20 protein-coding genes are annotated in these 25,126 nt (G+C 52.1%); 3 read left to right on the forward strand and 17 right to left on the reverse strand.

Translation table 11 applies throughout. The annotated features are described in order from the left end of the window. Positions 1-119: 119 nt before the first annotated feature. Positions 120-560, forward strand: coding sequence for a heat shock protein HslJ (gene hslJ, locus GY169_RS12855; RefSeq protein WP_167575979.1), 441 nt, complete (start codon positions 120-122; stop codon positions 558-560). A 3-nt stretch (positions 561-563) separates the two neighbouring features. On the opposite strand, the gene GY169_RS12860 is transcribed toward hslJ, so the two are convergent. From GY169_RS12860 to GY169_RS12940, 17 genes are all read right to left on the reverse strand, one after another. After that, entirely contained in the window at positions 564-830 is a 267-nt protein-coding gene (locus tag GY169_RS12860) for a DUF333 domain-containing protein (RefSeq protein WP_064545809.1), read from the reverse strand. A gap of 131 nt (positions 831-961) precedes the next feature. Then, positions 962-11,116, reverse strand: coding sequence for a phage tail tip protein (locus GY169_RS12865; RefSeq protein WP_167574672.1), 10,155 nt, complete (start codon positions 11,114-11,116; stop codon positions 962-964). Between the two features lie 61 nt (positions 11,117-11,177). Beyond that, the gene (locus tag GY169_RS12870) at positions 11,178-11,765 is read right to left on the reverse strand and encodes a tail assembly protein (RefSeq protein ID WP_167575980.1); all 588 of its coding nucleotides are present in this window, start codon (positions 11,763-11,765) and stop codon (positions 11,178-11,180) included. A 50-nt stretch (positions 11,766-11,815) separates the two neighbouring features. After that, entirely contained in the window at positions 11,816-12,247 is a 432-nt protein-coding gene (locus GY169_RS12875; RefSeq protein WP_167575981.1) for a hypothetical protein, read from the reverse strand. 25 nt (positions 12,248-12,272) lie between these two features. Further along, entirely contained in the window at positions 12,273-12,983 is a 711-nt protein-coding gene (locus GY169_RS12880; RefSeq protein WP_167575982.1) for a C40 family peptidase, read from the reverse strand. A gap of 1 nt (position 12,984) precedes the next feature. Continuing rightward, positions 12,985-13,737 carry a phage minor tail protein L gene (locus tag GY169_RS12885; RefSeq protein ID WP_167575983.1) on the reverse strand — a complete coding sequence of 251 codons (753 nt, stop codon included), beginning with the start codon at positions 13,735-13,737 and terminating at the stop codon, positions 12,985-12,987. After that, positions 13,734-14,081 carry a phage tail protein gene (locus GY169_RS12890; RefSeq protein WP_167575984.1) on the reverse strand — a complete coding sequence of 116 codons (348 nt, stop codon included), beginning with the start codon at positions 14,079-14,081 and terminating at the stop codon, positions 13,734-13,736. Before GY169_RS12890 ends, GY169_RS12885 begins: the two co-directional genes overlap by 4 nt. A 9-nt stretch (positions 14,082-14,090) precedes the next feature. Then, positions 14,091-15,248, reverse strand: a complete 1,158-nt coding sequence (locus GY169_RS12895; RefSeq protein ID WP_167575985.1) for a phage tail tape measure protein — start codon at positions 15,246-15,248, stop codon at positions 14,091-14,093. Between the two features lie 40 nt (positions 15,249-15,288). Next, positions 15,289-15,609, reverse strand: a complete 321-nt coding sequence (locus tag GY169_RS12900; RefSeq protein WP_167577301.1) for a DUF1799 domain-containing protein — start codon at positions 15,607-15,609, stop codon at positions 15,289-15,291. Next, positions 15,606-15,917, reverse strand: a complete 312-nt coding sequence (locus GY169_RS12905; RefSeq protein WP_167575986.1) for a phage tail assembly chaperone — start codon at positions 15,915-15,917, stop codon at positions 15,606-15,608. The genes GY169_RS12900 and GY169_RS12905 overlap by 4 nt, the downstream gene beginning before the upstream one ends. 49 nt (positions 15,918-15,966) lie before the next feature. Then, the gene (locus GY169_RS12910; protein ID WP_167575987.1) at positions 15,967-16,629 is read right to left on the reverse strand and encodes a phage tail protein; all 663 of its coding nucleotides are present in this window, start codon (positions 16,627-16,629) and stop codon (positions 15,967-15,969) included. A gap of 66 nt (positions 16,630-16,695) precedes the next feature. Beyond that, positions 16,696-17,109, reverse strand: coding sequence for a hypothetical protein (locus GY169_RS12915; RefSeq protein WP_167575988.1), 414 nt, complete (start codon positions 17,107-17,109; stop codon positions 16,696-16,698). A gap of 1 nt (position 17,110) precedes the next feature. Next, the gene (locus GY169_RS12920) at positions 17,111-17,359 is read right to left on the reverse strand and encodes a hypothetical protein (protein ID WP_167575989.1); all 249 of its coding nucleotides are present in this window, start codon (positions 17,357-17,359) and stop codon (positions 17,111-17,113) included. Between the two features lie 11 nt (positions 17,360-17,370). After that, positions 17,371-17,916 (reverse strand): glycoside hydrolase family 108 protein, encoded by a 546-nt coding sequence (locus tag GY169_RS12925; protein WP_167575990.1) that lies wholly within the window; start codon positions 17,914-17,916, stop codon positions 17,371-17,373. A gap of 23 nt (positions 17,917-17,939) precedes the next feature. Beyond that, positions 17,940-18,278, reverse strand: a complete 339-nt coding sequence (locus GY169_RS12930; RefSeq protein ID WP_263406825.1) for a phage holin family protein — start codon at positions 18,276-18,278, stop codon at positions 17,940-17,942. Positions 18,279-18,354: 76 nt separating this feature from the next. Continuing rightward, complete coding sequence (locus tag GY169_RS12935) at positions 18,355-18,717, reverse strand: antitermination protein (protein WP_167575992.1); 363 nt, start codon at positions 18,715-18,717, stop codon at positions 18,355-18,357. Positions 18,718-19,105: 388 nt separating this feature from the next. Further along, positions 19,106-19,777 (reverse strand): helix-turn-helix transcriptional regulator, encoded by a 672-nt coding sequence (locus GY169_RS12940; RefSeq protein WP_167575993.1) that lies wholly within the window; start codon positions 19,775-19,777, stop codon positions 19,106-19,108. Positions 19,778-20,075: 298 nt separating this feature from the next. Between GY169_RS12940 and nifJ the strand changes: the two genes are divergently transcribed. Continuing rightward, the gene (gene nifJ, locus GY169_RS12945) at positions 20,076-23,603 is read left to right on the forward strand and encodes a pyruvate:ferredoxin (flavodoxin) oxidoreductase (RefSeq protein WP_167575994.1); all 3,528 of its coding nucleotides are present in this window, start codon (positions 20,076-20,078) and stop codon (positions 23,601-23,603) included. Between the two features lie 355 nt (positions 23,604-23,958). Further along, entirely contained in the window at positions 23,959-25,122 is a 1,164-nt protein-coding gene (ompC, locus tag GY169_RS12950) for a porin OmpC (RefSeq protein ID WP_167575995.1), read from the forward strand. The last annotated feature ends 4 nt before the right edge of the window (positions 25,123-25,126 follow it).

Here is a 25,126-nt window from a genome sequence, read left to right on the forward strand (position 1 = left end):
CCACACTCCCCGGCTACGGTCGGGGAGCATTTTCGGATAAGCCCCACAGACACCTCCCGCAGTACAGTTATGCTTCAAACATATTCACACCACAAATGATTAATAAGAAGTCCTGTACTATGAAGAACGTATTTTTCGTACTGGCTGCGGCCGCCCTTCTCTCTGGTTGCGTCTACAACAGCAAAATGTCAACGAACGCTGACCAGCTTCAGCATCACCGCTTTGTTTTAGAGAGTGTGAACGGTAAAACGGTGAGCAGCAAAGGCGCCCCACTCGAACTGAGCTTTGGCGAAAAGCAGCCGATTCTTGAAAAGATTTATGTGTCGGGCAACATGTGTAACGGCTTTTCCGGCACCGCGACCCTGCACAAAGGCGAGCTAAAGACGAGCGAGCTCGCCATGACGCGCAAACTTTGCAGCGACGCCCAGCTTAATAAGTTGGATGCCACGTTCAGCAACATGCTGCGTCAGGGCGCGCAGGTTGATTTAACCGAACAACAGCTGACGCTCGCCACAGCGGACCAGACGCTGGTCTATCGCCTGGCCGATCTGATGCATTAAGGCTTAGTAGCTGCCGCAGGTGCCGGTAGCAAGAGACTGTTCGCTGCAACGTTTACCGTTTGGCAGCGCGCACATACCGATACTGGAGCCGTCCAGCTGGCGCGCGGCGGAAAGTGACCCGCCTATCATCGCACAGTTCGCTTCGCCCGAGCTGGACATTGCCGCTCGCATCCCCGGCGTCACGTGTGCCGCCGTTGCCTGCTGAACAGGTTCACTGCTGCACGCGGATAATAATAGCGCCGCACACCCGACTAAAAACGCAGCTCGCATCTCTTCTCTCCGTATCGCAAAAATAAGAACAAACCTAAGCATCATAGGCAGCGCTGGCCGCTCCGTCGAGAGACGAAGTGCGCATTTATGCGCTGCGATGTATTTTTTAGGGGAACTGGCGCTAAATCGGGCTAGTTTTTCGTCACCATGATTATTGCGACATCCTGTATTGATGTGAGGCGTTCATTACGGCGTTCTTGCTTATGCTGCAACCTAATCTCTGCATTTGCAGGAATGGTAACGACATTTCCTCCGCTTACAGCCACGCGAGGGCCAGAGAAATTAAGTGAAACAAGACTATGTTCTTTCGACTGCATGGTTGCAATGACTGTACACTTGATGCCCCCATTTGTTGTATTGAAATGCTGGTTATTTCCACCGGATAAATATGTCTCTGACGTACAAATCCCCGTCATCGGCATACAAAACATCTTCCGCTGCCATCCCACCGCTGGAATCACAACCGTTTGATTCGCCGGAACTGAAACAATCTCCACCACATCACCAACAATATTACTGGCATAAATCGTCCCTTTCACTTCGCAGCTTTCATCAATAACCACATTTTTCAGCCGCCCGGAGTCCGCCTCAATCTTGCCTCTGACGGTCACGTTGTTAAACTCACTTGCGCCATTTTTGGCGATACTCCAGCCACTCTTACCCGCCGCGTAGTTATTGGACGAAATACGGTCAGCGATTTTCGCCGTGGTAATCGATCCATTCTTGATTCGCGCTGAATCAATAAACAGTTCATTCCCTTCAGCCACCATCACCGGCACGGCGCTATTATTATTGCGGTTAAACAACGAGAACCGGTCGGCGTAGAAGATCATATCGCTAGTCGCGCCATTACTCCCCAGCACAATACCCGCGCCCACTTTGCGACCGTTACTCGCCGTTTCCACTTTGATGGAATAGAGCGCGCTAAGCTTGCCCTGAGAATCGGCAATGGTCTTGCCCTGTGTTTCAACGATGGAGGACAATTCGCCCACCGACGTTTGTGCCGCCTGCGCCTCGGTGATATCGGTAATGACCACATCATCTACATAGAGGTCATAACCGGGCGTTCCCGCACCGTTTGCGCCTCGCGTGGAGAACCAGGTGACGGCGCGAGTTCTACCACCGCCTGGAACCGTCGCCTTTCCGGAAAATTTGACCCACTTTCCTCGCCCGCCCAGCGCGCTTTCAGTAATGACGATTGCCCCCCGCCACGCATTCTGCCCACTAGCATCCTGTACCTGTAAGCCAATCTGCGTTTGCCACCCTGTAGATGGTTTCTGGTCGGCGGGCATCATGGCCCACAGCTCAAATAAATAAACCGCATTTTCACGAATATTGGACCACGGTCCAATCAGCTTATTGCTGTTACCGGTCTCCCCCACGCTGCGCCGCAGGCGTAAACACTTGCTGCCGGTGTATTTCTGCGTAGAGACCACCGTCGCAGGAGAACCGCCAATTTGTTGACCATCAGCATAACTTTCCAGCGAACCATCAAACCAGGGGTTGGACACCTGGTTACGCAGCGTATTGACCTTACTTTCCAGACTCAACATGCTGTTGGATTGGGAGATAACGTTGCCTTCCGCCGCGGTCACCCGGTTGGTGAGCGCCGTCAGCGCCGTGGCATCGGCTTTTTTGGCGATAGTCTGGTTAGCAGTGTTCAGACTGTTCTGCAACCCGGTAATCGACTGCCCCTGGCTGGTGATGCTTTTGCCCTGCTGGGTAACCGTATTCTGTAATGAGCTGACTGCCGACGCCGTGGCGTCCGCCGTCGACTGCGCCTTCGCCGCCGCCGTGATATTCCGGCAGTGCCAGTCCGTCGCGTACCAGACCGTGCCGTAAGGCACATTCTGATTCACCTGCAGGAACGGACGGAAATAACCCAAATCAACCACCGCCTGCGTCACCGTCCAGCGCCACGTCACCCGCTGCCAGCTCTTGCTGGCTCTGGTGGTTCCGCCGTAATAATGCGGCGCGGCAATGCTGGCCGTGGGCGTCGCCGCGCTACCAATATACAGATTAAAATCGGCGCTGCCGCTGGCGCAGGCCACCAGAGCCGAGAACTCAAAGACATCGCCCAGTGTCGCCACGATATTATTGATAGCCGGATGATGCCCGCGAACCGCCAGTTTCGCCGCAAAAGCGAACGGACAGCCCGCCGGCACACCGCTGCTCGTCGTCGACACAACCGTAAAGCCCATCCGGTCGTACTGGCTGTCAAAGACCGGGTTCGGGATCAGATCCCCCGCCGAGGCATTCCCGGCGCGGATCGCCGAATTCAGCTCAGTGATACTGCCGTTCGCGGCACTCAGCCCGCTTTCCGTTTTATCCACCCGCCCGCTCAGTGTGTTCAGCGCCGTCTGCTCCGCCTTTTTCGCCACGCTGGTATTGGTTGCCGCCAGATCGTTGGTCAGCCTGGTGATGCTGTTACCCTGCGAGGTGACTTTCCCTTCAGCCGAAGTCACCCGATTCGTCAACGCCGTCAGCGCCGTGGCATCAGCTTTTTTGCCAATATTCTGGTTAGCCGTATTCAGACTGTTCTGCAACCCGGTAATCGACTGCCCCTGGCTGGTGATACTTTTGCCCTGCTGGGTAACCGTATTCTGCAAAGTACTGACCGCCGAAGCCGTGGCATCCGCCGAGGCCTGCGCCTTCGCGGCGGCGGTGATATTCCGGCAGTGCCAGTCGGTGGCGTACCATACCGTGTTGTAAGGCGCATTCTGATTCACCTGCAGGAACGGGCGGAAATAGCCCTTATCCACTGCTGACTGCGTGACCGTCCAGCGCCACGTCACCCGCTGCCAGCCTTTACTGGCTTTCGCCGCAACACCATGGGCATAGGGACTGGATACACCAGCCACTGGCGTTGTGCTAGTGCCAATATACAGATTAAAATCAGCGCTGCCGCTGGCGCAGGCCACCAGGACTGAGAACTCGAACACATCACCTAACGTAGCAACAGTATTATTGATCGCAGGATAATGATTTCGCGAAGCGAGTTTTGCCGCAAAGGCGAAAGGACAGTCTGCCGGGACGCCGCTGCTGGTTGTCGACACCACGGTAAAGCCCATCCGGTCGTACTGGCTGTCAAAGACCGGGTTCAGGATCAGATCCCCCGCTGCCGCATTCCCGGCGCGGACCGCCGCATTTAACGTGGTGATACTGCCGTTCGCCGCACTCAGCCCACTCTCGCTTTTATCCACCCGCCCGCTCAGCGTGTTCAGCGCCGTCTGTTCCGCCTTTTTCGCCACATTTGCATTAGTCGTCGCCAGATCGTTGGTCAGTTTGGTAATGCTGTTACCCTGTGAGGTAACTTTGCCCTCAGCCGAAGTCACCCGATTAGTTAGCGCCGTCAGCGCCGAGGCATCGGCTTTTTTGCCAATATTCTGGTTAGCCGTATTCAGACTGTTCTGCAACCCGGTAATCGACTGCCCCTGGCTGGTGATACTTTTGCCCTGCTGGGTGACCGAGTTCTGCAATGTACTGACCGCCGATGCCGTGGCATCTGCCGAGGCCTGCGCCTTCGCCGCCGCCGTGATATTCCGGCCGTGCCAGTCCGTCGCGTACCAGACCGTGCCGTAAGGCGCATTCTGATTCACCTGCAGGAACGGACGGAAATAGCCCTGGTCGACCACCGCCTGCGTCACCGTCCAGCGCCACGTCACCCGCTGCCAGCTCTTGCTGGCTCTGGTGGTGCCACCGTAATAATGCGGCGCGTCAATGCTGGCCGTGGGCGTCGCCGCACTGCCAATATACAGATTAAAATCGGCGCTGCCGCTGGCGCAGGCCACCAGTACCGAAAACTCAAAGACATCACCCAGTGTCGCCACGATATTGTTGATAGCCGGATGATGCCCGCGAACCGCCAGTTTCGCCGCAAAAGCAAACGGACAGCCCGCCGGCACGCCGCTGCTCGTCGTCGACACCACGGTAAAACCCATCCGATCATACTGGCTGTCGAATGCCGGATTCGGGATCAAATCCCCCGCAGCTGCATTCCCGGCGCGGATCGCCGAATTCAGCGAAGTGATACTGCCGTTCGCGGCACTCAGACCGCTTTCCGTTTTATCCACCCGCCCGCTCAGCGTGTTCAGCGCCGTCTGCTCCGCCTTTTTCGCCACGCTGGTATTGGTTGCCGCCAGATCGTTGGTCAGTTTGGTGATGCTGTTGCCCTGCGAGGTGACTTTCCCTTCTGCGGACGTTACCCGGTTGGTTAGCGCCGTCAGCGCCGAGGCATCGGCTTTTTTGGCGATATTCTGGTTGGCGGTATTCAGACTGTTCTGCAACCCGGTGATGGAACTTCCCTGGCTGGTGATATTTTTCCCTTGCTGGGTAACCGTGTTCTGCAAAGTACTGACCGCCGATGCCGTGGCATCTGCCGAGGCCTGCGCCTGCGCGGCGGCGGTGATATTCCGGCAGTGCCAGTCGGTGGCGTACCAGACCGTGTCGTAAGGCGTATACTGATCAACCTGCAGAAACGGGCGGAAATAGCCCAGATCGACCACCGCCTGTGTGACCGTCCAGCGCCACGTCACCCGCTGCCAGTTCTTACTGGCTTTCGCCGCGACACCATGGGCATACGGACCCGCAACGCCCGCCGTTGCTGTCGCGCTACTGCCGATATAAAGGTTAAAGTTCGCGCTGCCGCTGGCGCAGGCGACCAGTACTGAAAACTCGAACACGTCTCCCAACGTAGCGACAACATTATTAATGGCCGGATAGTGTCCACGGGCGGCCAGTTTCGCTGCAAAAGCAAACGGACAGCCCGCCGGCACGCCGCTGCTCGTCGTCGACACCACGGTAAAGCCCATCCGATCGTACTGGCTGTCAAAGGCCGGGTTCGGGATCAGATCCCCCGCCGAGGCATTCCCGGCGCGGACCGCCGCATTTAACGTGGTGATACTGCCGTTCGCGGCACTCAGCCCGCTTTCCGTTTTATCCACCCGTCCGCTCAGTGAATTCAGTGCCGTCTGCTCTGCCTTTTTTGCCATGCTGGCATTGGTTGTCGCCAGATCGTTGGTCAGTTTGGTAATGCTGTTGCCCTGCGAGGTGACTTTGCCCTCTGCGGACGTTACCCGATTAGTCAGCGCCGCCAGCGCTGTGGCGTCGGCTTTTTTGGCGATATTCTGGTTGGCTGTACTCAGGCTGTTCTGCAACCCGGTAATCGACTGCCCCTGGCTGGTGAGATCCTTACCCTGGCCGGTGACCGTATTCTGCAGCGCCTGTAAAGCACTGGCTTCAGCCTTTTTCGCCACGCTGGCATTGGTCGTCGCCAGATCGTTGGTCAGTTTGGTAATGCTGTTACCCTGTGAGGTAACTTTGCCCTCAGCCGAAGTCACCCGATTAGTTAGCGCCGTCAGCGCCGAGGCATCGGCTTTTTTGCCAATATTCTGGTTAGCCGTATTCAGGCTGTTCTGCAACCCGGTAATCGACTGCCCCTGGCTGGTGATACTTTTGCCCTGCTGGGTGACCGTGTTCTGCAATGTACTGACCGCCGATGCCGTGGCATCTGCCGAGGCCTGTGCCTGCGCGGCGGCGGTGATATTCCGGCAGTGCCAGTCGGTGGCGTACCAGACCGTGCCGTAAGGCGCATTCTGATTCACCTGCAGGAACGGGCGGAAGTAGCCCAGATCGACCACCGCCTGCGTCACCGTCCAGCGCCACGTCACCCGCTGCCAGTTCTCGCTGGCTCTGGTGGTGCCACCGTAATAATGCGGCGCGGCAATGCTGGCCGTGGGCGTCGCCGCGCTGCCGATATACAGATTAAAATCGGCGCTGCCGCTGGCGCAGGCCACCAGGACCGAGAACTCAAATACATCGCCCAGTGTCGCCACGATATTGTTGATAGCCGGATGATGCCCGCGAACCGCCAGTTTCGCCGCAAAAGCAAACGGGCAGCCCGCCGGTACCCCACTGCTGGAGGTCGACACCACGGTAAAACCCATCCGATCGTACTGACTGTCAAAGGCCGGGTTCGGGATCAGATCCCCCGCAGTTGCATTACCTGCGCGGATCGCCGAATTCAGCGCAGTGATACTGCCGTTAGCGGCACTCAGCCCACTTTCCGTTTTATCCACCCGCCCGCTCAGCGTGTTCAGCGCCGTCTGCTCCGCCTTTTTCGCCACATTTGCATTGGTCGTCGCCAGATCGTTGGTCAGTTTGGTAATGCTGTTGCCCTGTGAGGTGACTTTGCCCTCTGCGGACGTTACCCGATTCGTCAACGCCGTCAGCGCTGTGGCGTCGGCTTTTTTGGCAATGTTCTGGTTACTGGTGTTCAGGCTATTTTGCAGACTGGTAATCGACTGCCCATGACTGGTCAGATCTTTACCCTGCTGGGTGACCGTGTTCTGCAAGGTCTGCAAGGCGCTGGCTTCCGCCTTCTTACCCAGGCTCGTTTCCAGGCCGCTAATCTTGCTGGCCTGGGCGCTCTGCGCCGTCGTCAGAGAGCGTAACTCGCCGGCAACCGAGGCTTTATTATCGTTGAACTGAGTTTGTAAAGCCTCCCGCGCGCTCGCCTCCGCACTGTCCGCCGTCACACGCGCGTTCACCTCCTGATAGAGCAACCCTGAACGTAAATCGGCCAGATTATTCCCCTCCGTACTACCGCGAATCTGGGTCGCCAGCGTGGCACGTTTTTTCGCTTCCGCTTCATCGGCATTAGTACGGGCAATAGATTCATCATACAGCGCGGCGGTGCTGGCCGCAGGCGTTGGGCGGCCAACGGAAATCCAGTCGATTAAAAAGTAATTTGTTGTATTCTGCCCCTGCGCCAGATCGAGACGAAAACGGTGAATCGTTTTGGTTGCGTTCCAGTTAATATCCTTAATCGTCACCACTGCGAGCCCGTCGGCATCAAACTCAGGCTCAGGAATCGAGACAGAACGGCTATCGTTCCAGCTGGTATCTTTCGCGCCATTCCACCACAACCGTCCCTTCCATGTCGGTTGACCCATTCGCTTAACACGCAATATCACCGTGCGGTATTCCGGCGCGGAAATGGTCTGCCCGCCAGGCGAACGACAAGAGGCATTGGTATTGGTGATTTTTAACCAACCGTCTGTGGTGAACGACACCGGAACGCGGCTGGCATCATCTTCCGTCCAGCCTTCGCTGCTGGCGCTGAAATACCATATGCTGCGCGCATCGAACTGTTGTCCGCTGCCGGCAGCGATCTCGGCAATTTGCCGCGCCAGTGATGTTTCACTGTTCTGAATCGTTGTTTGCAGGTGGTTTATCGCCGCAACGCGTTCATTTTTCTCGTTAAGTAGCTTGTCTGCCGCCTGTGTCGCTGTTTTATTGACGTCGGCAATACGATCGGCCGTTTCCTTCTTAACCGCGTGATCCCAACCGCTATTACTTTGCGCGACTGATTGCTTGAGACTATTTTCCACCCGGTTAATTTGTGTTTTTAACGTGGCGTCACCCGAAGAAATCGTTTTATTGACGGCCTTAATCTGCTTGTCGATTTCTGTATTGATGCTATCGACGGTATGGCTAATGGTTTTATTGATATCCACAACGCTGGAATGGAGTTCATTGCTATTCTCCTGAATCCGTGTTTCCAGCCCGCTCACTTGTTTTTTCACATCGGCATTCACGGAAGCCGCACTAGCCGCGATAGATTTATTGACCTCAGCAATATCATCTGTCAGCGTTTGATTGATGGTTTTCACCTGGTCATTGATGTCTTTCTCAAGCGCTTTGACCTGGTTGGCCATTTCGCCGCGAATTTCACTTGCGCTATCTGCAGCATTCTGCTGTGTTTGCTGCATATCGCGCTGCACTTCCTGCCAGCTTTCCGTCTCCTTAATTGCCTCCGTGAGGTTCGCGTAATACTCACCGACATCATCACTCGCCGTGCCCTGCACCCACCCGGTCCACGGGCTGGCGTTGCCCAGGCGGTCGACCAGACGCGCCCGATACCAAAATGAAGCCGCAATCTGTAGCCCCATTTGCTGGTAACTACACCCCGGATAGGCGATATCCGCCAACGTCTGCGCACTGCCGCCATTCTGCTGTGTATCAATCTGCAACTCGGTGCGCAACGTGTCTTCCGCCCCCACGGGGAATCCCCAGCGCAATTCGATACCATTGAGTAACGGCGAGGTGCTCAACGCCAGAGGGGCCAGCGGCGAACCGGTTTTCCCGGTCAGCGTTTTTTCCGCCGAATAAGCCCAGCCGCTGGAGACTTCCGCCGCATTGATCGCACGTACACGCACAACATAGCGCCCGGCATAAATGCCAGTGACATCAAAAGAGGTCACCGAACTACGGGGAACATTCACCCAGTTGCCTGAGTTGCGCCGCCACTGCGCTTCATACGCTATCGCGTTTTTGGCGGCGCGCCAGTTTACCTGCAGCGTTTCAATGCGAATCCCCTGATTGACGACAGAATACGCGTCAACCACAATATTTTCCGGCGCCGCCTGGCTACCTGCCGGAGCAACGCTGACCGGACGCGGGTCAATAATCGCGCCAGCATCAATCCGCGCGTACTTATCCGGATCGTGCGCCACGCCGGAGATAGTAAACGTCCCGTCGCCATTCTCTTTCACCCCGACGACGCGATACTGTTGCAAAACCAGTTCCGCGGACTCAACGGCCCAGACGCATTCAGCCTGTGGGTTTTGTGAATAGGCGGTGGTCACCGTCACCGTTTCGCCATCAACCTTCTGAATGGTTCGGCTTTGTGTGATGCCCGACGGCAGGTTAAGCAACAGTCTATCGCCCGCTTTCGCTTGCGTTTGGCGATCGAGCGTAATGGCTTTACCACTCACGCGACGAATACGCCCGCCGTTGGTTTTACCCGCCAGCATCTCATCAGCTACGGCGACAATATAGCCCGGCTGCGGAATATTGCCGTCCAGCCCCACGGAAAAAGTCACCACGCGGTCTTTATTGTTGGTCAGAATCCCCCAGCGCCCTTTGCGGTTCGCCTCCGACTGACGGGTACAGCCAATGGCCGTCAACTCCAGTTGGTTGAAGCCGTAACGCGCCACCAGCGGCTGTTCAAACACCGGCTCCATGGCATCGGCATAGCTATTTTCCGGGTCTGACCACGAGACCAGCGCATTGGTATAGCGGGTTTTACTGCTGCTGCTGGCGTACTGAAAGCGACCATCGACAACATTGGCGCGAGTATAGGTGTAATCAATATCGCGTGGCATATCGGCCAGCGCGATCTCCTGATCGCCGCTCCAGCAGGTCATACCGCGGAAGATCGCCGCAAAGTCGCGCAGTACGGTATAGGCGTCATTGCGTTCCTGAACATAAACGTTGCACAGATAGCGCGGCTCGGTGCCCTTTCCACCTTTGCCGTCCGGTACCGGCTGGTCGCAATACTGGGCAACCTGATACAACGTCCATTTGTCGATATTCGCCGCCGTCAGGCGATCGCCAAGGCCGAAGCGGTTGCTGACGATCAGGTCATAGAAGATCCACGCCGGGTTATCGGTCCACGCCCATTTAAACACGCCGGTCCAGATCCCTGTATATTGGCGGGTTTCCGGATCATAGTTATCCGGCACACGGATAACGCGGCCACGCGGTTCGCAGGCAATCTGTGGAATCGCGCCATTAAACTGGCGGGAGTCAAATTCAATGTACAGCAGCGCTGTATTGGGGTAGCGCAGCTTCGCATCAATCACCTCGGCGTAGCTTTGCAGCGTCATGATGTCGCCCGTTTTGGCGCTTTTTGCATCCGTGCTGAGTTTGCGTAAGCGCAGCGTCCAGCCAGTTCGCGCCTGCGGTAAATCTATGCGGTGGCAGCGCTCATAGCCGGAGGTGGTTTTTCCGGTAACCGCCGTCTCCAGCAGCGTCTTCCAGCTGCCGCCATCGGTTTGCAGATCGATGGCATAACGCACCGAGTTGCCCACCAGATCGCCGTCATCTTCCTGCTTAAATAATGATGGCCACTTCAGACGTAACCTAACGGCGGAAAGCTGAGTATTGCTAAAAGAACGTGTCCACGCGGTTTTACTGGTAACCTCCGTCCCGACGGTGATCTCATTTTCAGAACCGGGAATACCGGGAATATAATTTTGCGCCTGATTGCCGGAACGAAATTCCCACGTTACGCCACTAAAGTTTTGTGAACCGTCGGCGTTTTCCAGCGGTGTGCCGTCGAGATAAATATCTTTCGCCGTCAGGCCGCCGGCAAATTCACCTTCGCCTAACGCGACCAGTATTTTCGCTTTCGCGACGGATTGTAAATCATCCGGCTGTTCAGTCGGCGTCCGCGGCTTGGAACTGCCGCCTTTCTGTCCTTTAATAAGAGGCTGTCTCATGGTTATTTTACCCACAAAAAAACCACCCGCAGGTGGTTGAGAAAGAGAGGATGTTGAGATTTTACTGCTGGTCTTCTACATATATTCCTGCGGAGATGATCGCTCCACCGATACGACGCTTGCCATACAGCAGTGGGACGGGATATCCCTGCGCGGCGGTATTAGTCACGCCGCCAAAGGCATATGAGGGTTTATTTTCAGTGGCCTGTTTGCTGGCGAGGCCGGGCATTTGGGGGGAGAGCATTTGGATGACGCCGCCTGCCATTAACGATACACCAGGAGCCACCAACATCATACTAGCTCCGCCAGTAAAAGTTGATAATGCATAACCGGCGACGACTAAGACTGCCCCCAGTATGGTTTGTAATAAACCAGCCTTTTTACTACCAATAACCACAGGTATAATACGAATAATATCCTCAGTAATTGGATAACCTAAATCATCCTCTCCAATATTCTTCTTTCCTTTAAACACCGCATATGTCAAACCTCTTTTTTTGCTAGTATTAAGATACTGTTCAAAACCATTTATGGTACAACAGAGAGCCCTGAATACTTCTGCGGTAGTTGATACCAAGCGCTCGTGATATTGTCCAAATGTTTTCCCTAACGCACCACCTAACTCAATCCCCACTATTGTTTCGCTCATGTTTTTAACCTATAAAAACCCATAACGAATATTTATCAATCGATTAGATATTATATTGATGATGGCCTTATATCCAGCCCGGTATTAGTATCACCTGTTATTCTGAATCTTTGCGTCTCACCTACAGTGATCTGCGTAGATGTTTCTTTCATAGGCTGTCCAATTTTAGCCCCACACAATCCCTTGCCTTGTGAATCACCAGATATGCCAAGGATATGTCTTCCCGGATTAGTCTTAATACTAATTAATTCACCTGTATCAATTCGCGCATAAGGTTTTCCATCTATAATTACCTCAACAAAACAGCCACCTCCAACCAGCCATCCATTATCTCTGGTAACTGTAATAACCGACTCTCCAGTTCCATTAGTTAGAATTCTGGCTGCGGGTATTGGTTTTGCTTGCAGTGGATCCACTGCGGAAGTTGAACACCCAGTTAGACCAATTAGAGTTGCTGCAAAAACTAATATGTTTATTTTCATTATCACTCCCATTCAATAATTATCATCAATATAACGACTTATATCGCACAATCTTCATCGTCCTCTCCCGCCAATATCCCCCATACGGCACCCGTTGGCTTAAATGCCCATACAAATGGTGTAATAACATATTCCCCGCCAGCAAAATGCCAGCGTGATTCCACTTTTTCGCCTGTATCTGCATTATCACCATATCCCCGGGCTGGGGAGCACCGCGAAATTCACGAAAGCCGCATTCATACCAGTTATCGTAATAAAAGTTCTCCGGATAGTTATCTTCCCACCAGGGATAATCCACCCGATAATCCGCCAGTTCGATGCCGTGCGTCTGGCGAAAATAGCTCATCACCAGCCCCCAGCAGTCGTAATGGCCAAGCACAAACGGGCGTTCGAGTAGCGGCAATTCACCGCGTGGATATATTGTACGTAAGTCGCTTTCCGGCCAGCTCAGGATATACCACGGCAGCAGCATGGCATCGCACTGGGCTTTATCCAGCTCGCTCGGCTGCGTGGTGGCATCTGGGTGGCTGTGGACAATACCCGTTACGGCGCCCCACGCTTCCGCATCGGCGTAATCCGTCGGCGCGAGAACGAAATGTTCCAGCGGATCGTCAGCAATGTTGCGACAGGGAAAATAGCGCTCCACCCGGGAATGCTGGGCGATAACACCGCAGCACTCCCGGGGATACTCCGCCTGCGCGTGCGCCTCAATTGCCCTGAGGGTTTTCTGGCGCATATCAACTCCGAATCAATGCCGTGCCGGGAAAACCGCCAAACGGCAGCTCGCTGTTGGCGCCAAAACGCAATTTACACGCCGACAGCGTGCCGTTGCAGACGTCCAGCGCCGGGTTAGTGACGGGCGCATTGTTGCCATCAAAATAGCGTTTTCCAGCATAATCACAGCCTTCGCCGCTGCGGTATTGATTGCGAATACACCAGGTACACAGCGCATGGAGCTGCCGGGTGGGGATCATCACCCCCTGCAAATCCATTGGACTGGCCAGCGTAAAACCGATGGTTTCATTGGTCTCTTCGCTTTTGGCATCAATGAAAAAGACCTTTACCTTCTCCTGCGTGGGATCCGCCGCCGCATTGCCCTGCGTGAAATTTTTGGCATCGAGATATTTCGCCAGCGTATCGTGTACCGTCACTTTCGCCTGTACTAAATCATCGTAGTGCAGACACAGCGCGGTAATCGAGCTATCGATATTCGCCACCCGCAGCGAAGGCTGCGCATCGCTGCCGCTGGTGGCCGATTCAATGCCTTCAATCTGGCAAGGCCAGGCCTTATATTCATGCCCCTGCCACCAGATGGATTTTGCCGCCAGGCGAGTTTCATCGCCTTTCGCCGCGGAGATTTCCGCTTCGCTATGCGCGATGTTATGGCCGTGGAAATAAAGTATCTCGTCCATACCGAAAGCGCGGCCATCTATTTCCAGCAGACGAATCTCATTACCCGGTTCCAGCTTTTGATAATCGGTTGCAATCATGGTGCGTAGGCCTGTCGAAAGGTTGCGGTTACCGTCATTACCTGGCTTGATAATGGCGAAATTTTTAAGGAATCTGCATTCACGCGGTAAAAGGCGGACTCTCCCATAGGCGACGTCCAGATAAAGGATTTGGTAACGTGCCTGCGCATAAAGGCCAGCGCAGCGACTATTTCAGTTCTATTTCCGGTTAAGACAATCGGCCAGGATTGTCTTTCAAAATGAATGCCGTCACCCACCACCTGTTCATAGCCATCGCCAAACTTTGCTTGCCTGACCGAATAGGTAAATTCACCTTCCATTCCCGACTGTATTTGCGTTTTCCAGCTGAATGTTTCGATTGTCATAGAATTTCCTTATCGCGAGCGTGTCGCATTCCAGATCAGCCCGCCGGGGCGTAATTCTTTTGCCACCCCGCTACGCACGGATTGATCGATGGTTTGTTGCCAGGCTCGGGTTAATACTTCATCGTTACCTGGCGAGGGTTCCTGAGCGCTACCGTTTTGCACCACGACCGAAGTCTGGATGTTCACACCGTTAGTGGATGACCTTCCTTCACTCGCCGTCGCGCGCCCAACATAGCCGCCGCCTGCGTACCCCTGCGCGTTGTGCATGATGGAATAGAGATTCCCCACGCCAATAGCCGACGTCGCCTCTTTGGTAAACACAAATTCACCGCCGTGAACAATACCTTTAGGCTCATACTTACCTCCATTGCCGGTATAACCGCCATTCGAATGACCCGTAAAAAAATTCCCCACTGAGGCAACCCAACCAATATTTGAACCCGACATCGCCTTAAATGAAGATTCTATGGCTTTCACCAATAGCAATTGACTGATCATTTTCAATGTCCCTTTCAGAAAGGTCATTAAAAAATCATTAAAATTCGCCTTTCCCGTGGTGATATACTCAGTTAACGCTTTCCCCATAGAACTAAAGGCGTTTTTTGATAATGTCTCCATCTGGCCATAAACATTTTTGGCACTCTCGGCAAACTCCGTCCAGCCTTTCTTTACCCCCGACATCATTCCGCCTCTCCAGTCAGATTTGTCAATTTCTGGTTTGGCACCATTTTTATCTGCCGGTTTTACTCCAGAATAACCGGCACGAAATACCCGTGGCGTAGTATTATCTTTCGGCGCGGTCTGATTATTATCATTACCCAGCACGACATCCCAGTATTCCTTCCATAATTCAGCGGTTTTACCAATATCATCAGCCGTGAGTTTCAGATTATCCCTTACCTGCTGTCGTCGTTTTCTCTCCATTTCACTGATTTGCTGGTTTATAGGGCTAAGTTTTGTTGATAGGTTTTGCAATCCTTGTACAAGCGATATTAATGTCGCCGTATTTTGCTTTTGCACATTCGTGCAAATACGAAATGTCTTATTCAACTCATCGGCTTTTCGATTTGCCTCTGCGGCCTTCTTCTGGAATTGATCCAGTGCCTGATTTCCTTTATCTAACTCTCGGCTATCGACATTTAGCGTTATTGTTGAGGTTTCTGTCATCTTTCTTCCCTCCCCTTACAGACAACCATTGTTTATCAGATTAATGGCTAACAGATTGACTTTGGCGGAAAATATTCAATACCGCCGCCTCCATTATCTGAATATCATTTATCGCGGTTACCTCATCCTCCGTTGCGTAAACCTTCATCAACCACGGTAGAACGTTATAGTCCAGCCCGGTTATTCCATTGATACCGACTCGCCATTGTGTACACGCTGCCCGAAAAACCACAAACGCCGGCCAAATATCGGGCCACACATCAATCACCGTTTCATCGTAATCATCTTTACTCAGGCCAAAAAAAGCGAGCTCATCCGTTGAAGGTTCAGGCGTAAAGAATGCAGAGGCAACCGCAATCAGTTTTTTTCTCTGTTCCCCGTTAACTCCTGATAATAAACCGCCATAATGGCCTGCATTGCACCGGGATAATTATCAATTAGCGTTTCCAGATTTTCCCGAGTGCAAGGTTCGGCGAGCGACCAGTCACTGACGATGGTGACCAGAAAATCGCTGGCGGTTTTATCGGTCATTTTTTCAAATTCCGCCAACGCCTTAACAGGCCGATGTTTAAAGGTAAAGGTCAATACGCCGCCGCTATCGCCGGGGCGAGGAATAATAACATCCGCTTTAAAGTTAGGATCTGGCTGTAATTTAAAAACAGTACTCATAAATAGTTCTCGTAAAGGCTCTCAATTAAGAGAGCCGTTGTTAATAAAGTCAGGCTTCAGATTTATAAAAAGTCATATCACGTGACTGAATAGAAAAATTGACCTGCACGGTTTCAACACTATTCACCGCTGTCGTGGGTTGCGGGTCGAAGGAAGGAATACCCGACCAATAGCGGTATTCCCTGGCTTTTGGTACAAACATCGACAAAGGCAAGGTACGTCCGCTACGATCGGCTTGGGTCAGCACAGAATAAAGCGGTAGCGATGAATCATGGGCCAACGTCAACGTCTGATTTTTTGCCGACTTATAGGTATTGATATTCCGTTGACGATCGTCAGCCAGAAACTGTACCTGCGCATATTGTTGCTCTCCTCCAGACTGAGAGACTTCAATAATTTGCGGGATTTCCGTCCACGTACCAATTTTTTGCAGCGTCCCGGTACCATTCCCTTTGGGGAAAAACTCGGTACTGGTGGAGTCAATCACCGCCACCGTCACACTTGAGGCAGCCTGCGCGGAAATACGCGCTACCAGATTATCAATGAGTCCCCATCCGGAAGAAATCAGCACCACATCATCCACTTTTAATCCGTGGGTGCTGGGTACACTAAATACCGCCCCTTTAGCATTAGATACGGCGCTAACGGTAATGGGACTACCCGTGACCGTTCCGACAAAAACGGTCGTGCCATTAGGGAGAGCAAACCCCATAGTTATATCTCCATCAATAGAAATTTAAATATTTATTAAAATATAGATAGCATCAATATTCATCACTCAGGACACAACATCAGCATCTAAAATCCGAATGGGCAATCGTGACGTGACAGGGTCATTTTCAAAAATTTTCATGCCATGTTGACCAATCCAGGTTGCACTTTGGCTGATCCCTCCGGAAATAAAATCCATTACCTCTGACATTAACTCACTAATGACACTTTCAGGATTTTCTCTCCAGTAACTTTCAATTGCCACCAGCAGTGAATCTGAACCATCTGAAATATTTTGCTCCCCCACGCGGTAGCTTTTATTTTTTTCTGGATCGGTGATACTATAAAGTTTACTGCTCTGTAAAACCCCACCATCCGTATCCGTGGTCTGCAGCGTAAGCGTTGCAACCTTATTGCCTGTTTCTTCATCCGTATTTGACGCATAAAATAAAGAAATTGCTAATTGTTCACGTGTATACATTTTACTTTCTCCGTTGTTGATGACTACGAACAGAATTATGCGTAGTCATTTTTTTAACATCAGCAGTATTTTCTGCTGGTGTGACATTTGGATTAATAATTTCCTCTACCAGAGTGACCTTAAACGTCGGTGAACTACCATGCTCATGAGTAAACTGAATTCCCTGAATAGCTTTATTCAATAAAGACCGTCCATCAATTTCCAGAGAAACCAACTTTCCGTCAACATACTCTATTTTTAAATCCTTCATTAAATCTCCTTTCATTGAATAGTGACTCTCTCCCTTAACCAGCCATAGATAAATGACTCATTGGCATGGCGCTGCTCCGCTAATTCCAGGTAACGTTGCCCTTGACTGCAGTTAAGCGCCTTCAACAAAACCATTTCTCCCTCAACCCCCCTTAGCGTCAGAAAACGTTGCAACGCAATGAGTGTTTTACTACCGACAACACCATCAACAATTAAATCGGGATAGAATTCCCCCAGTTTATTAAACACATTCAACCAACGTTGCAGCCATTTCACGCAGACTGCTGGCCCCATGTTTATGCCGGTATCACACAGCTCAATGGCGATAATTGAAGATATTTCATTTATTTTGTTAAAATGAGGTTTCACCCAATAATCAGAGTTAAAGATAATTAGCGCCTGTTCGCGACTAAAATATCGCATATCTCCACTATAACCATAAGACCTGGCTACTGACTGAGTCACTCCCCATTTTGTAGGGCCACCGAGATCATTCGGGTGATCAACATATCCACCTTCACGATCAATAATTGCATTGAAAATGTCCTGCTGGTTCATTTTTACCTCTCAGGAATTGGGTGTTATTTCTTACGTGAATATCCTCCATCATGAGTATGCCGAGTAATTAGCCTAATAATATGTAGAAGCTCCTGACTATTTAGAAAAGTCAATGTTTTAATAATTAATGCCGAAAGCAATACCGCTCCTAATGCATCCAGAGGTGTTTCACTGTAACCCGTCCATAAAGCCAGTCTGGCACCAATAAATTGTGCACCCAAAACTCCGACAATAAAGGACGTCACGAAATGAGCCATTAATCGACAACGTGTTATATTCGTTGCCGTCGCGGCATAAAAAACTGAACCTGCAAACGAGCCAAACACTACCGCATAATTAATCTTATCTAATAAACCTAACATACAACCCTCACTCATCAGTCATAGACTGGAATATGAATATCCTCCTTTGTTAGGAACTGAATAAAATGGAACGATTTTATTGTGCCGTGATGGGGCGACTCCGACGCTGATTCACCGCGTATATCGCTCCACGTGATAAACATGCGCCGGGTTCCTGGATTGTGTGACCAAATTCATGTTGATAAACAATGACCGCCCGCTCAATCTGCATTTGATACGCCTTTATTGCTCTCGCGGCACGTTGTGCAACGGTTTCAAGAGATATCGCATCTTCCAGTTGGTTCGGGGTATGGTGCGCCCCTTTTGCCTGGATTTGCGCTCGGCTAAGCGTCGGACGATGTAATAATTCGGAACTGATGGTTTCGGAATTCTGAAGATGTGAACGGCGCTTGCGACGGCGACCCGTCGCAGTACCGTTGAAAACGGTTTTGCGGGACATAGCGACCTCCTCAATGAACTTTGGTGGTGTGTCGCTATTGATGACCTGGAATTCTTCTGGCAGCTGGCCTTTCTAACACCCCAAAGTACACTCTCTGAGGAATCTGGCTTTTCAGCCACGTAGATTCATCCATGAATCGTTGTGATGCATCCTGATCTGATGATGCGTTGACTTCGTGTTGGAAATATACCCCTAACTTTTATGCCAGTATATACCCGTGGGTATATTTTATTTGCAAAATAAAGCAACAAATTGAAATATAAGAATTTATAGTTAATAAGTTTAAGATTCGTGTTGTTTAATCCTGCTAAATCCCTGGCGGGAGCAGCGTCTTGAATCGAGACCGTCGGTCAGGAGCAAGGTGCGCTTTATGCAGCGCACTCGTTGTTCAAACAAAGCGTTTTACCGCATAGCAGTAAATAACGCGGCCAATGATGGTAAGCGATCTTTTTTGTTTTTCATCAATCAGCCAGTCGGCATAGAGATTATTGTCAGCACGCACGCGTAGCGCCTCTCCAACCAGCTGGAGCCGCCTGACCTGTAAAACTTGATTGCAGGCAAAAAGATAAATACCGTCGCCCTCGAAGGAATTCTTATCTATATCAACAACGATAATATCACCAGTACCAATCGTACCGGCCATTGCATCAGCTGAGTAGCTCATCACTTTCATCTGCTCTGCCGGACGAGAACCAAAGAGTTCCATGGCGCGATTGGGGATAAAGTTGATGCTATCAACAACAGCATTGACCTCCGTCGAAAGATAGCTTTTTTGCTCGATGTTCAACGCCTCCACAACATAGTTCTTATGAATATAATCCTCTGGAATTTCACCCGTAATACCATCCATCCAACCTCTGGGAAGATCGAACGATGACTCAATCAGCTCGATCATGCCATCAGCAATTCGTTTCTTTTGTTTTTTACCTTCAGGGTAAAGCATTCTGGAAACATAAGAAGGTTCACGGCCAATTTTTCTGGCAATCTCAATCGCCCTACCGTTGCATAGCCGATCGCGGATATACAGCAATCGCTGGCGTCTAATCTCGTATTTGTTCATGTTCCATCCCGATATCGTTAACGATAGAATCTTTTACCTAATCGCACCAATAATAACCCAAAGGTAATCAAAATAACACAACCTGAGGTTAACAATTGTGCTAAAGAGGAAAGCAAAAAATCTATACTTTCTGAAAGGACTTTCACCCAAGGACACAAAAGCAAAAATGATTCAGCGCCGGGTTTGCTAAACTTCACTTAACATCATCCCTAAGAGCGATGTGTCAATTAAGGACAAATTCCCGGTTGATGGGTAAACCCGTGAACCTCTTTTTTGCGCAATGTAAGGTGTCATATCAATGATCACAATTGACGGTAATGGTGCAGTCGCCTCGGTTGCGTTCCGTACCAGTGAAGTCATCGCCATTTACCCGATCACGCCGAGCTCAACCATGGCTGAACAGGCTGACGCGTGGGCGGGAAACGGCCTTAAAAACGTTTGGGGCGACGTCCCACGAGTGGTAGAGATGCAGTCCGAAGCCGGGGCCATCGCTGCCGTGCACGGGGCCTTGCAGACCGGCGCACTGTCGACCTCATTTACCTCATCGCAGGGTCTCCTGCTAATGATCCCCACGCTATATAAGCTGGCCGGGCAATTGACGCCGTTCGTGCTGCATGTGGCGGCGCGCACCGTCGCGACCCACGCGCTGTCTATTTTTGGCGACCATTCCGACGTGATGGCGGTGCGCCAGACCGGCTGCGCCATGCTGTGCGCCGGTAGCGTGCAGGAAGCGCAGGACTTTGCGCTGATTTCACATATTGCGACGCTCAAGAGCCGCGTGCCGTTTATTCACTTCTTCGACGGGTTCCGCACGTCGCATGAGATTAACAAAATCGTGCCGCTGGCCGACGATACGATCCGCGGCCTGCTGCCGCAGGAAGACATCGCCGCCCACCGCGCCCGCGCCCTGAACCCGGAGCATCCGGTTATTCGCGGTACCTCCGCAAACCCGGACACCTACTTCCAGTCTCGTGAAGCCACCAACCCGTGGTACAACGCGGTTTACGATCACGTTGAGCAGGCGATGAATGATTTTGCCGACGCCACCGGTCGAAGCTATAAACCGTTTGAATATTACGGCCATCCGCAGGCGGAACGCGTTATCGTTATTATGGGGTCGGCGATCGGCACCTGTGAAGAAGTGGTGGATGAACTGCTGACGCGCGGCGAAAAAGTGGGTGTGCTGAAAGTGCGCCTCTATCGTCCGTTCTCGGCGAAACATTTATTGCAGGCGCTGCCGGAAAGCGTACGCAGCGTCGCGGTGCTTGACCGCACCAAAGAGCCGGGCGCTCAGGCCGAGCCGCTGTATCTTGACGTGATGACCGCGTTGGCGGAAGCCTTCAACCAGGGTGAACGTGAAACGCTGCCGCGGGTGATTGGCGGCCGCTATGGCCTGTCGTCAAAAGAGTTCGGCCCGGACTGCGTGCTCTCGATTTTCCACGAGCTGTCGCAGGCGAAGCCAAAATCGCGCTTCACCGTCGGTATTTATGATGATGTCACGAACCTCTCCCTGCCGCAGATGGAAAACACCCTGCCATCTCACGCGCGGCTGGAGGCGTTGTTCTACGGATTGGGCAGCGATGGCAGCGTGTCGGCGACCAAAAATAACATCAAAATTATCGGTAACTCTACGCCGTGGTTTGCTCAGGGTTACTTCGTCTACGACTCAAAAAAGGCCGGTGGCCTGACGGTCTCGCACCTGCGCGTGAGCGATAACCCGATTCGCTCTGCTTATCTCGTCGCACAGGCCGATTTTGTCGGCTGTCACCAGCTACAGTTTATTGATAAATACCAGATGGCCGAGCGCCTGAAGCCCGGCGGTATTTTCCTGCTCAATACGCCTTACAGCGCCGATGAAGTGTGGGCGCGACTACCGCAGGAAGTGCAGGCGGTGTTGAATCAGAAGCACGCGCGCTTTTATGTGATTAACGCCGCCAAAATCGCCCGCGAATGTGGCCTGGCGGCACGTATTAATACCGTGATGCAGATGGCGTTCTTCCACCTCACGCAAATTCTGCCGGGCGATAGCGCGCTGATGGAGCTGCAAAACGCCATCGCGAAAAGCTATAGCAGCAAAGGTCAGGATCTGGTTGAGCGTAACTGGCAAGCGCTGGCGCTGGCCCGGGAATCCCTGTTTGAAGTGCCGCTACAGCCGGTCAACGCCAGCAGTCCAAACCGCCCGCCGGTGGTTTCTGACGCCGCGCCAGACTTCGTTAAAACCGTCACTGCCGCCATGCTTGCTGGCCTCGGCGATGCCCTGCCGGTGTCCGCGCTGCCGCCGGATGGCACCTGGCCGGTCGGTACCACGCGCTGGGAAAAACGCAATATCGCCGAAGAGATCCCTATCTGGAAAGAAGATCTCTGCACCCAGTGTAACCACTGCGTGGCCGCCTGCCCGCACTCGGCGATTCGCGCAAAAGTGGTCTCACCAGACGCGATGGAAAACGCCCCGGCGTCTCTACATTCACTGGACGTGAAATCGCGCGATATGCGCGGTCAGAAATATGTCCTGCAGGTCGCGCCGGAAGACTGCACTGGCTGTAACCTGTGCGTTGAGGTATGCCCGGCGAAAGACCGTCAGAACCCAGAGATCAAAGCCATCAATATGATGTCGCGTCTGGAGCATGTTGAAGAAGAGAAAGTGAACTATGACTTCTTCCTCGACCTGCCGGAAATCGATCGCGCCGCACTGGAACGCATTGATATTCGTACTTCGCAGTTGATCACTCCGCTGTTTGAATATTCCGGCGCCTGTTCTGGCTGCGGTGAAACGCCGTATATCAAGCTGCTGACGCAGCTGTACGGCGACCGTATGCTGATTGCCAACGCCACCGGCTGTTCGTCTATCTACGGCGGTAACCTGCCATCTACGCCATATACCACCGACGCGAACGGCCGCGGACCAGCGTGGGCTAACTCGCTGTTTGAAGATAACGCCGAGTTTGGTTTGGGCTTCCGTTTAACGGTCGATCAGCATCGCCAGCGTGTGATGCGTCTGCTGGACGGCTTTGCGGAACACATCCCTGCTGAGCTGAACGAAGCTTTGCATACGGACGCCACGCCAGAGGTGCGCCGCGAACAGGTTGCGGCGTTGCGTAGCGCATTAACCGGCGTGGAAGGTGCTGAAGAGCTGCTGACCGATGCTGACGCGCTGGTCGAGAAGTCTATCTGGCTGATTGGCGGCGACGGCTGGGCCTACGATATCGGCTTCGGCGGTCTGGATCATGTGATGAGCCTGACCGAGAACGTCAATATTCTGGTGCTCGATACCCAATGCTATTCCAACACCGGCGGCCAGGCTTCAAAAGCGACGCCACTCGGCGCGGTGACCAAGTTTGGTGAGCACGGTAAACGTAAAGCGCGGAAAGATTTGGGCGTCAGCATGATGATGTATGGTCATGTCTACGTGGCGCAAATCTCACTGGGCGCACAGCTTAACCAGACGGTGAAAGCGATTCAGGAAGCGGAGTCCTATCCGGGTCCGTCGATTATTATCGCTTACAGCCCTTGCGAAGAGCACGGTTACGATCTGGCGCTCAGCCACGATCAGATGCGCCAGCTTACCGCTACCGGCTTCTGGCCGCTGTTCCGCTTCGACCCACGTCGCGCCGACGAAGGTAAAATCCCGCTGGCGCTGGATTCCCGTCCGCCGTCAGACGCGCTGGCCGAGACGTTAATGAACGAACAGCGTTTCCGCCGTTTGAACAGCCAGCAACCAGACGTCGCCGAACAGCTATGGAAGGATGCGGCAGAGGATCTGCAAAAACGCTACGACTTCCTCGCCATGATGGCCGGCAAGGCGGAAAAACCGACGCCGCAGGAATAACCGAATTAAGGCCATTCTCAAACCATAAAAAAAGCCCGAATATCAATTCGGGCTTGTCATTTTAAGATGACGAAGAATATTAAAGACACACGGCAACATAAATACGTTGTGTGACAAAAAGGCATATAACGGCTGTAGCTTACGTCAGCGACTTTTATTTGTATAATTTTTATTTTATATATATCCGGACAAATCATTCACGATAATTATCATCATTTCAGCAGAATTATATCCTTTAGATTTTACTCATGCTGTAACAAATGTTATTTACCATATCAGATTCGTCTCTATTAGCATGACTGTGCTTTCTTAGTCAGAAAGTGCGCGTATAAAAAATACTAAAGGAATATATTCAATGAACAGAAAAGTACTGGCCCTCGTTATTCCTGCCCTGTTAGCCGCAGGCGCAGCTCATGCCGCAGAAGTTTATAATAAAGACGGCAACAAATTAGACATCTATGGCAAGGTAGATGGTCTGCATTATTTCTCCAGCGATTCTAAGAAAGATGGCGATCAGACTTACGTCCGCTTCGGTTTCAAAGGTGAAACTCAGATTAACGATATGCTGACTGGTTACGGCCAGTGGGAATATAACGTCCAGGCAAACTCAACTGAAGGTGATGGCGCGAACAACTGGACTCGTCTGGCGTTTGCAGGTCTGAAATTCGGCGATTACGGTTCATTCGATTACGGTCGTAACTACGGCGTGCTGTACGACGTTGAAGGCTGGACCGATATGCTGCCAGAGTTCGGTGGCGACTCCTACACCAACTCTGACAACTTTATGACTGGTCGTGCTAACGGTGTTGCAACTTACCGTAACACTGATTTCTTCGGTCTGGTTGATGGCCTGAACTTTGCTCTGCAGTATCAGGGTAAAAACGAAAGCCAAAGCCCTGATGATATCAATCCGTCCGTTGGTACTAATAACCGTGCCTCCGGTAGCGACTCTCGCTTTGACAATGGTGACGGCTTCGGTATTTCCACTACGTACGATATGGGAATGGGCTTCAGCGCTGGTGCTGCTTATAGCACATCAGACCGTACCACCGATCAGGAAAACGGCTATATTGGAAAAAATCACACTGGCAACCAGTATGCTGGTGGCGATACCGCTGATGCATGGACCGCTGGTCTGAAATATGATGCGAACAACATCTATCTCGCAACCATGTATTCCGAAACCCGTAACATGACTCCATACGGTGATTCTGGTATTGCAAACAAAACTCAGAACTACGAAGTAACCGCACAATATCAATTCGACTTCGGCCTGCGTCCGGCAATTTCTTACCTGCAATCTAAAGGTAAGGATCTGTACAACATTAACGGTACTAACGCTGGCGACAAAGATCTGGTTAAATATATGGATATTGGCGCGACTTACTACTTCAACAAAAACATGTCCACCTACGTTGATTATAAAATCAACCTGCTGGACGGCAACGATTCCTTCTATCAGGAAAACGGTATTTCTACCGACAACATCGTTGCGCTGGGTATGGTTTACCAGTTCTAATACG

Origin of the sequence: Kluyvera genomosp. 3, from assembly GCF_011765685.1 — a bacterium.
Classification (GTDB): domain Bacteria; phylum Pseudomonadota; class Gammaproteobacteria; order Enterobacterales; family Enterobacteriaceae; genus Kluyvera; species Kluyvera georgiana_A.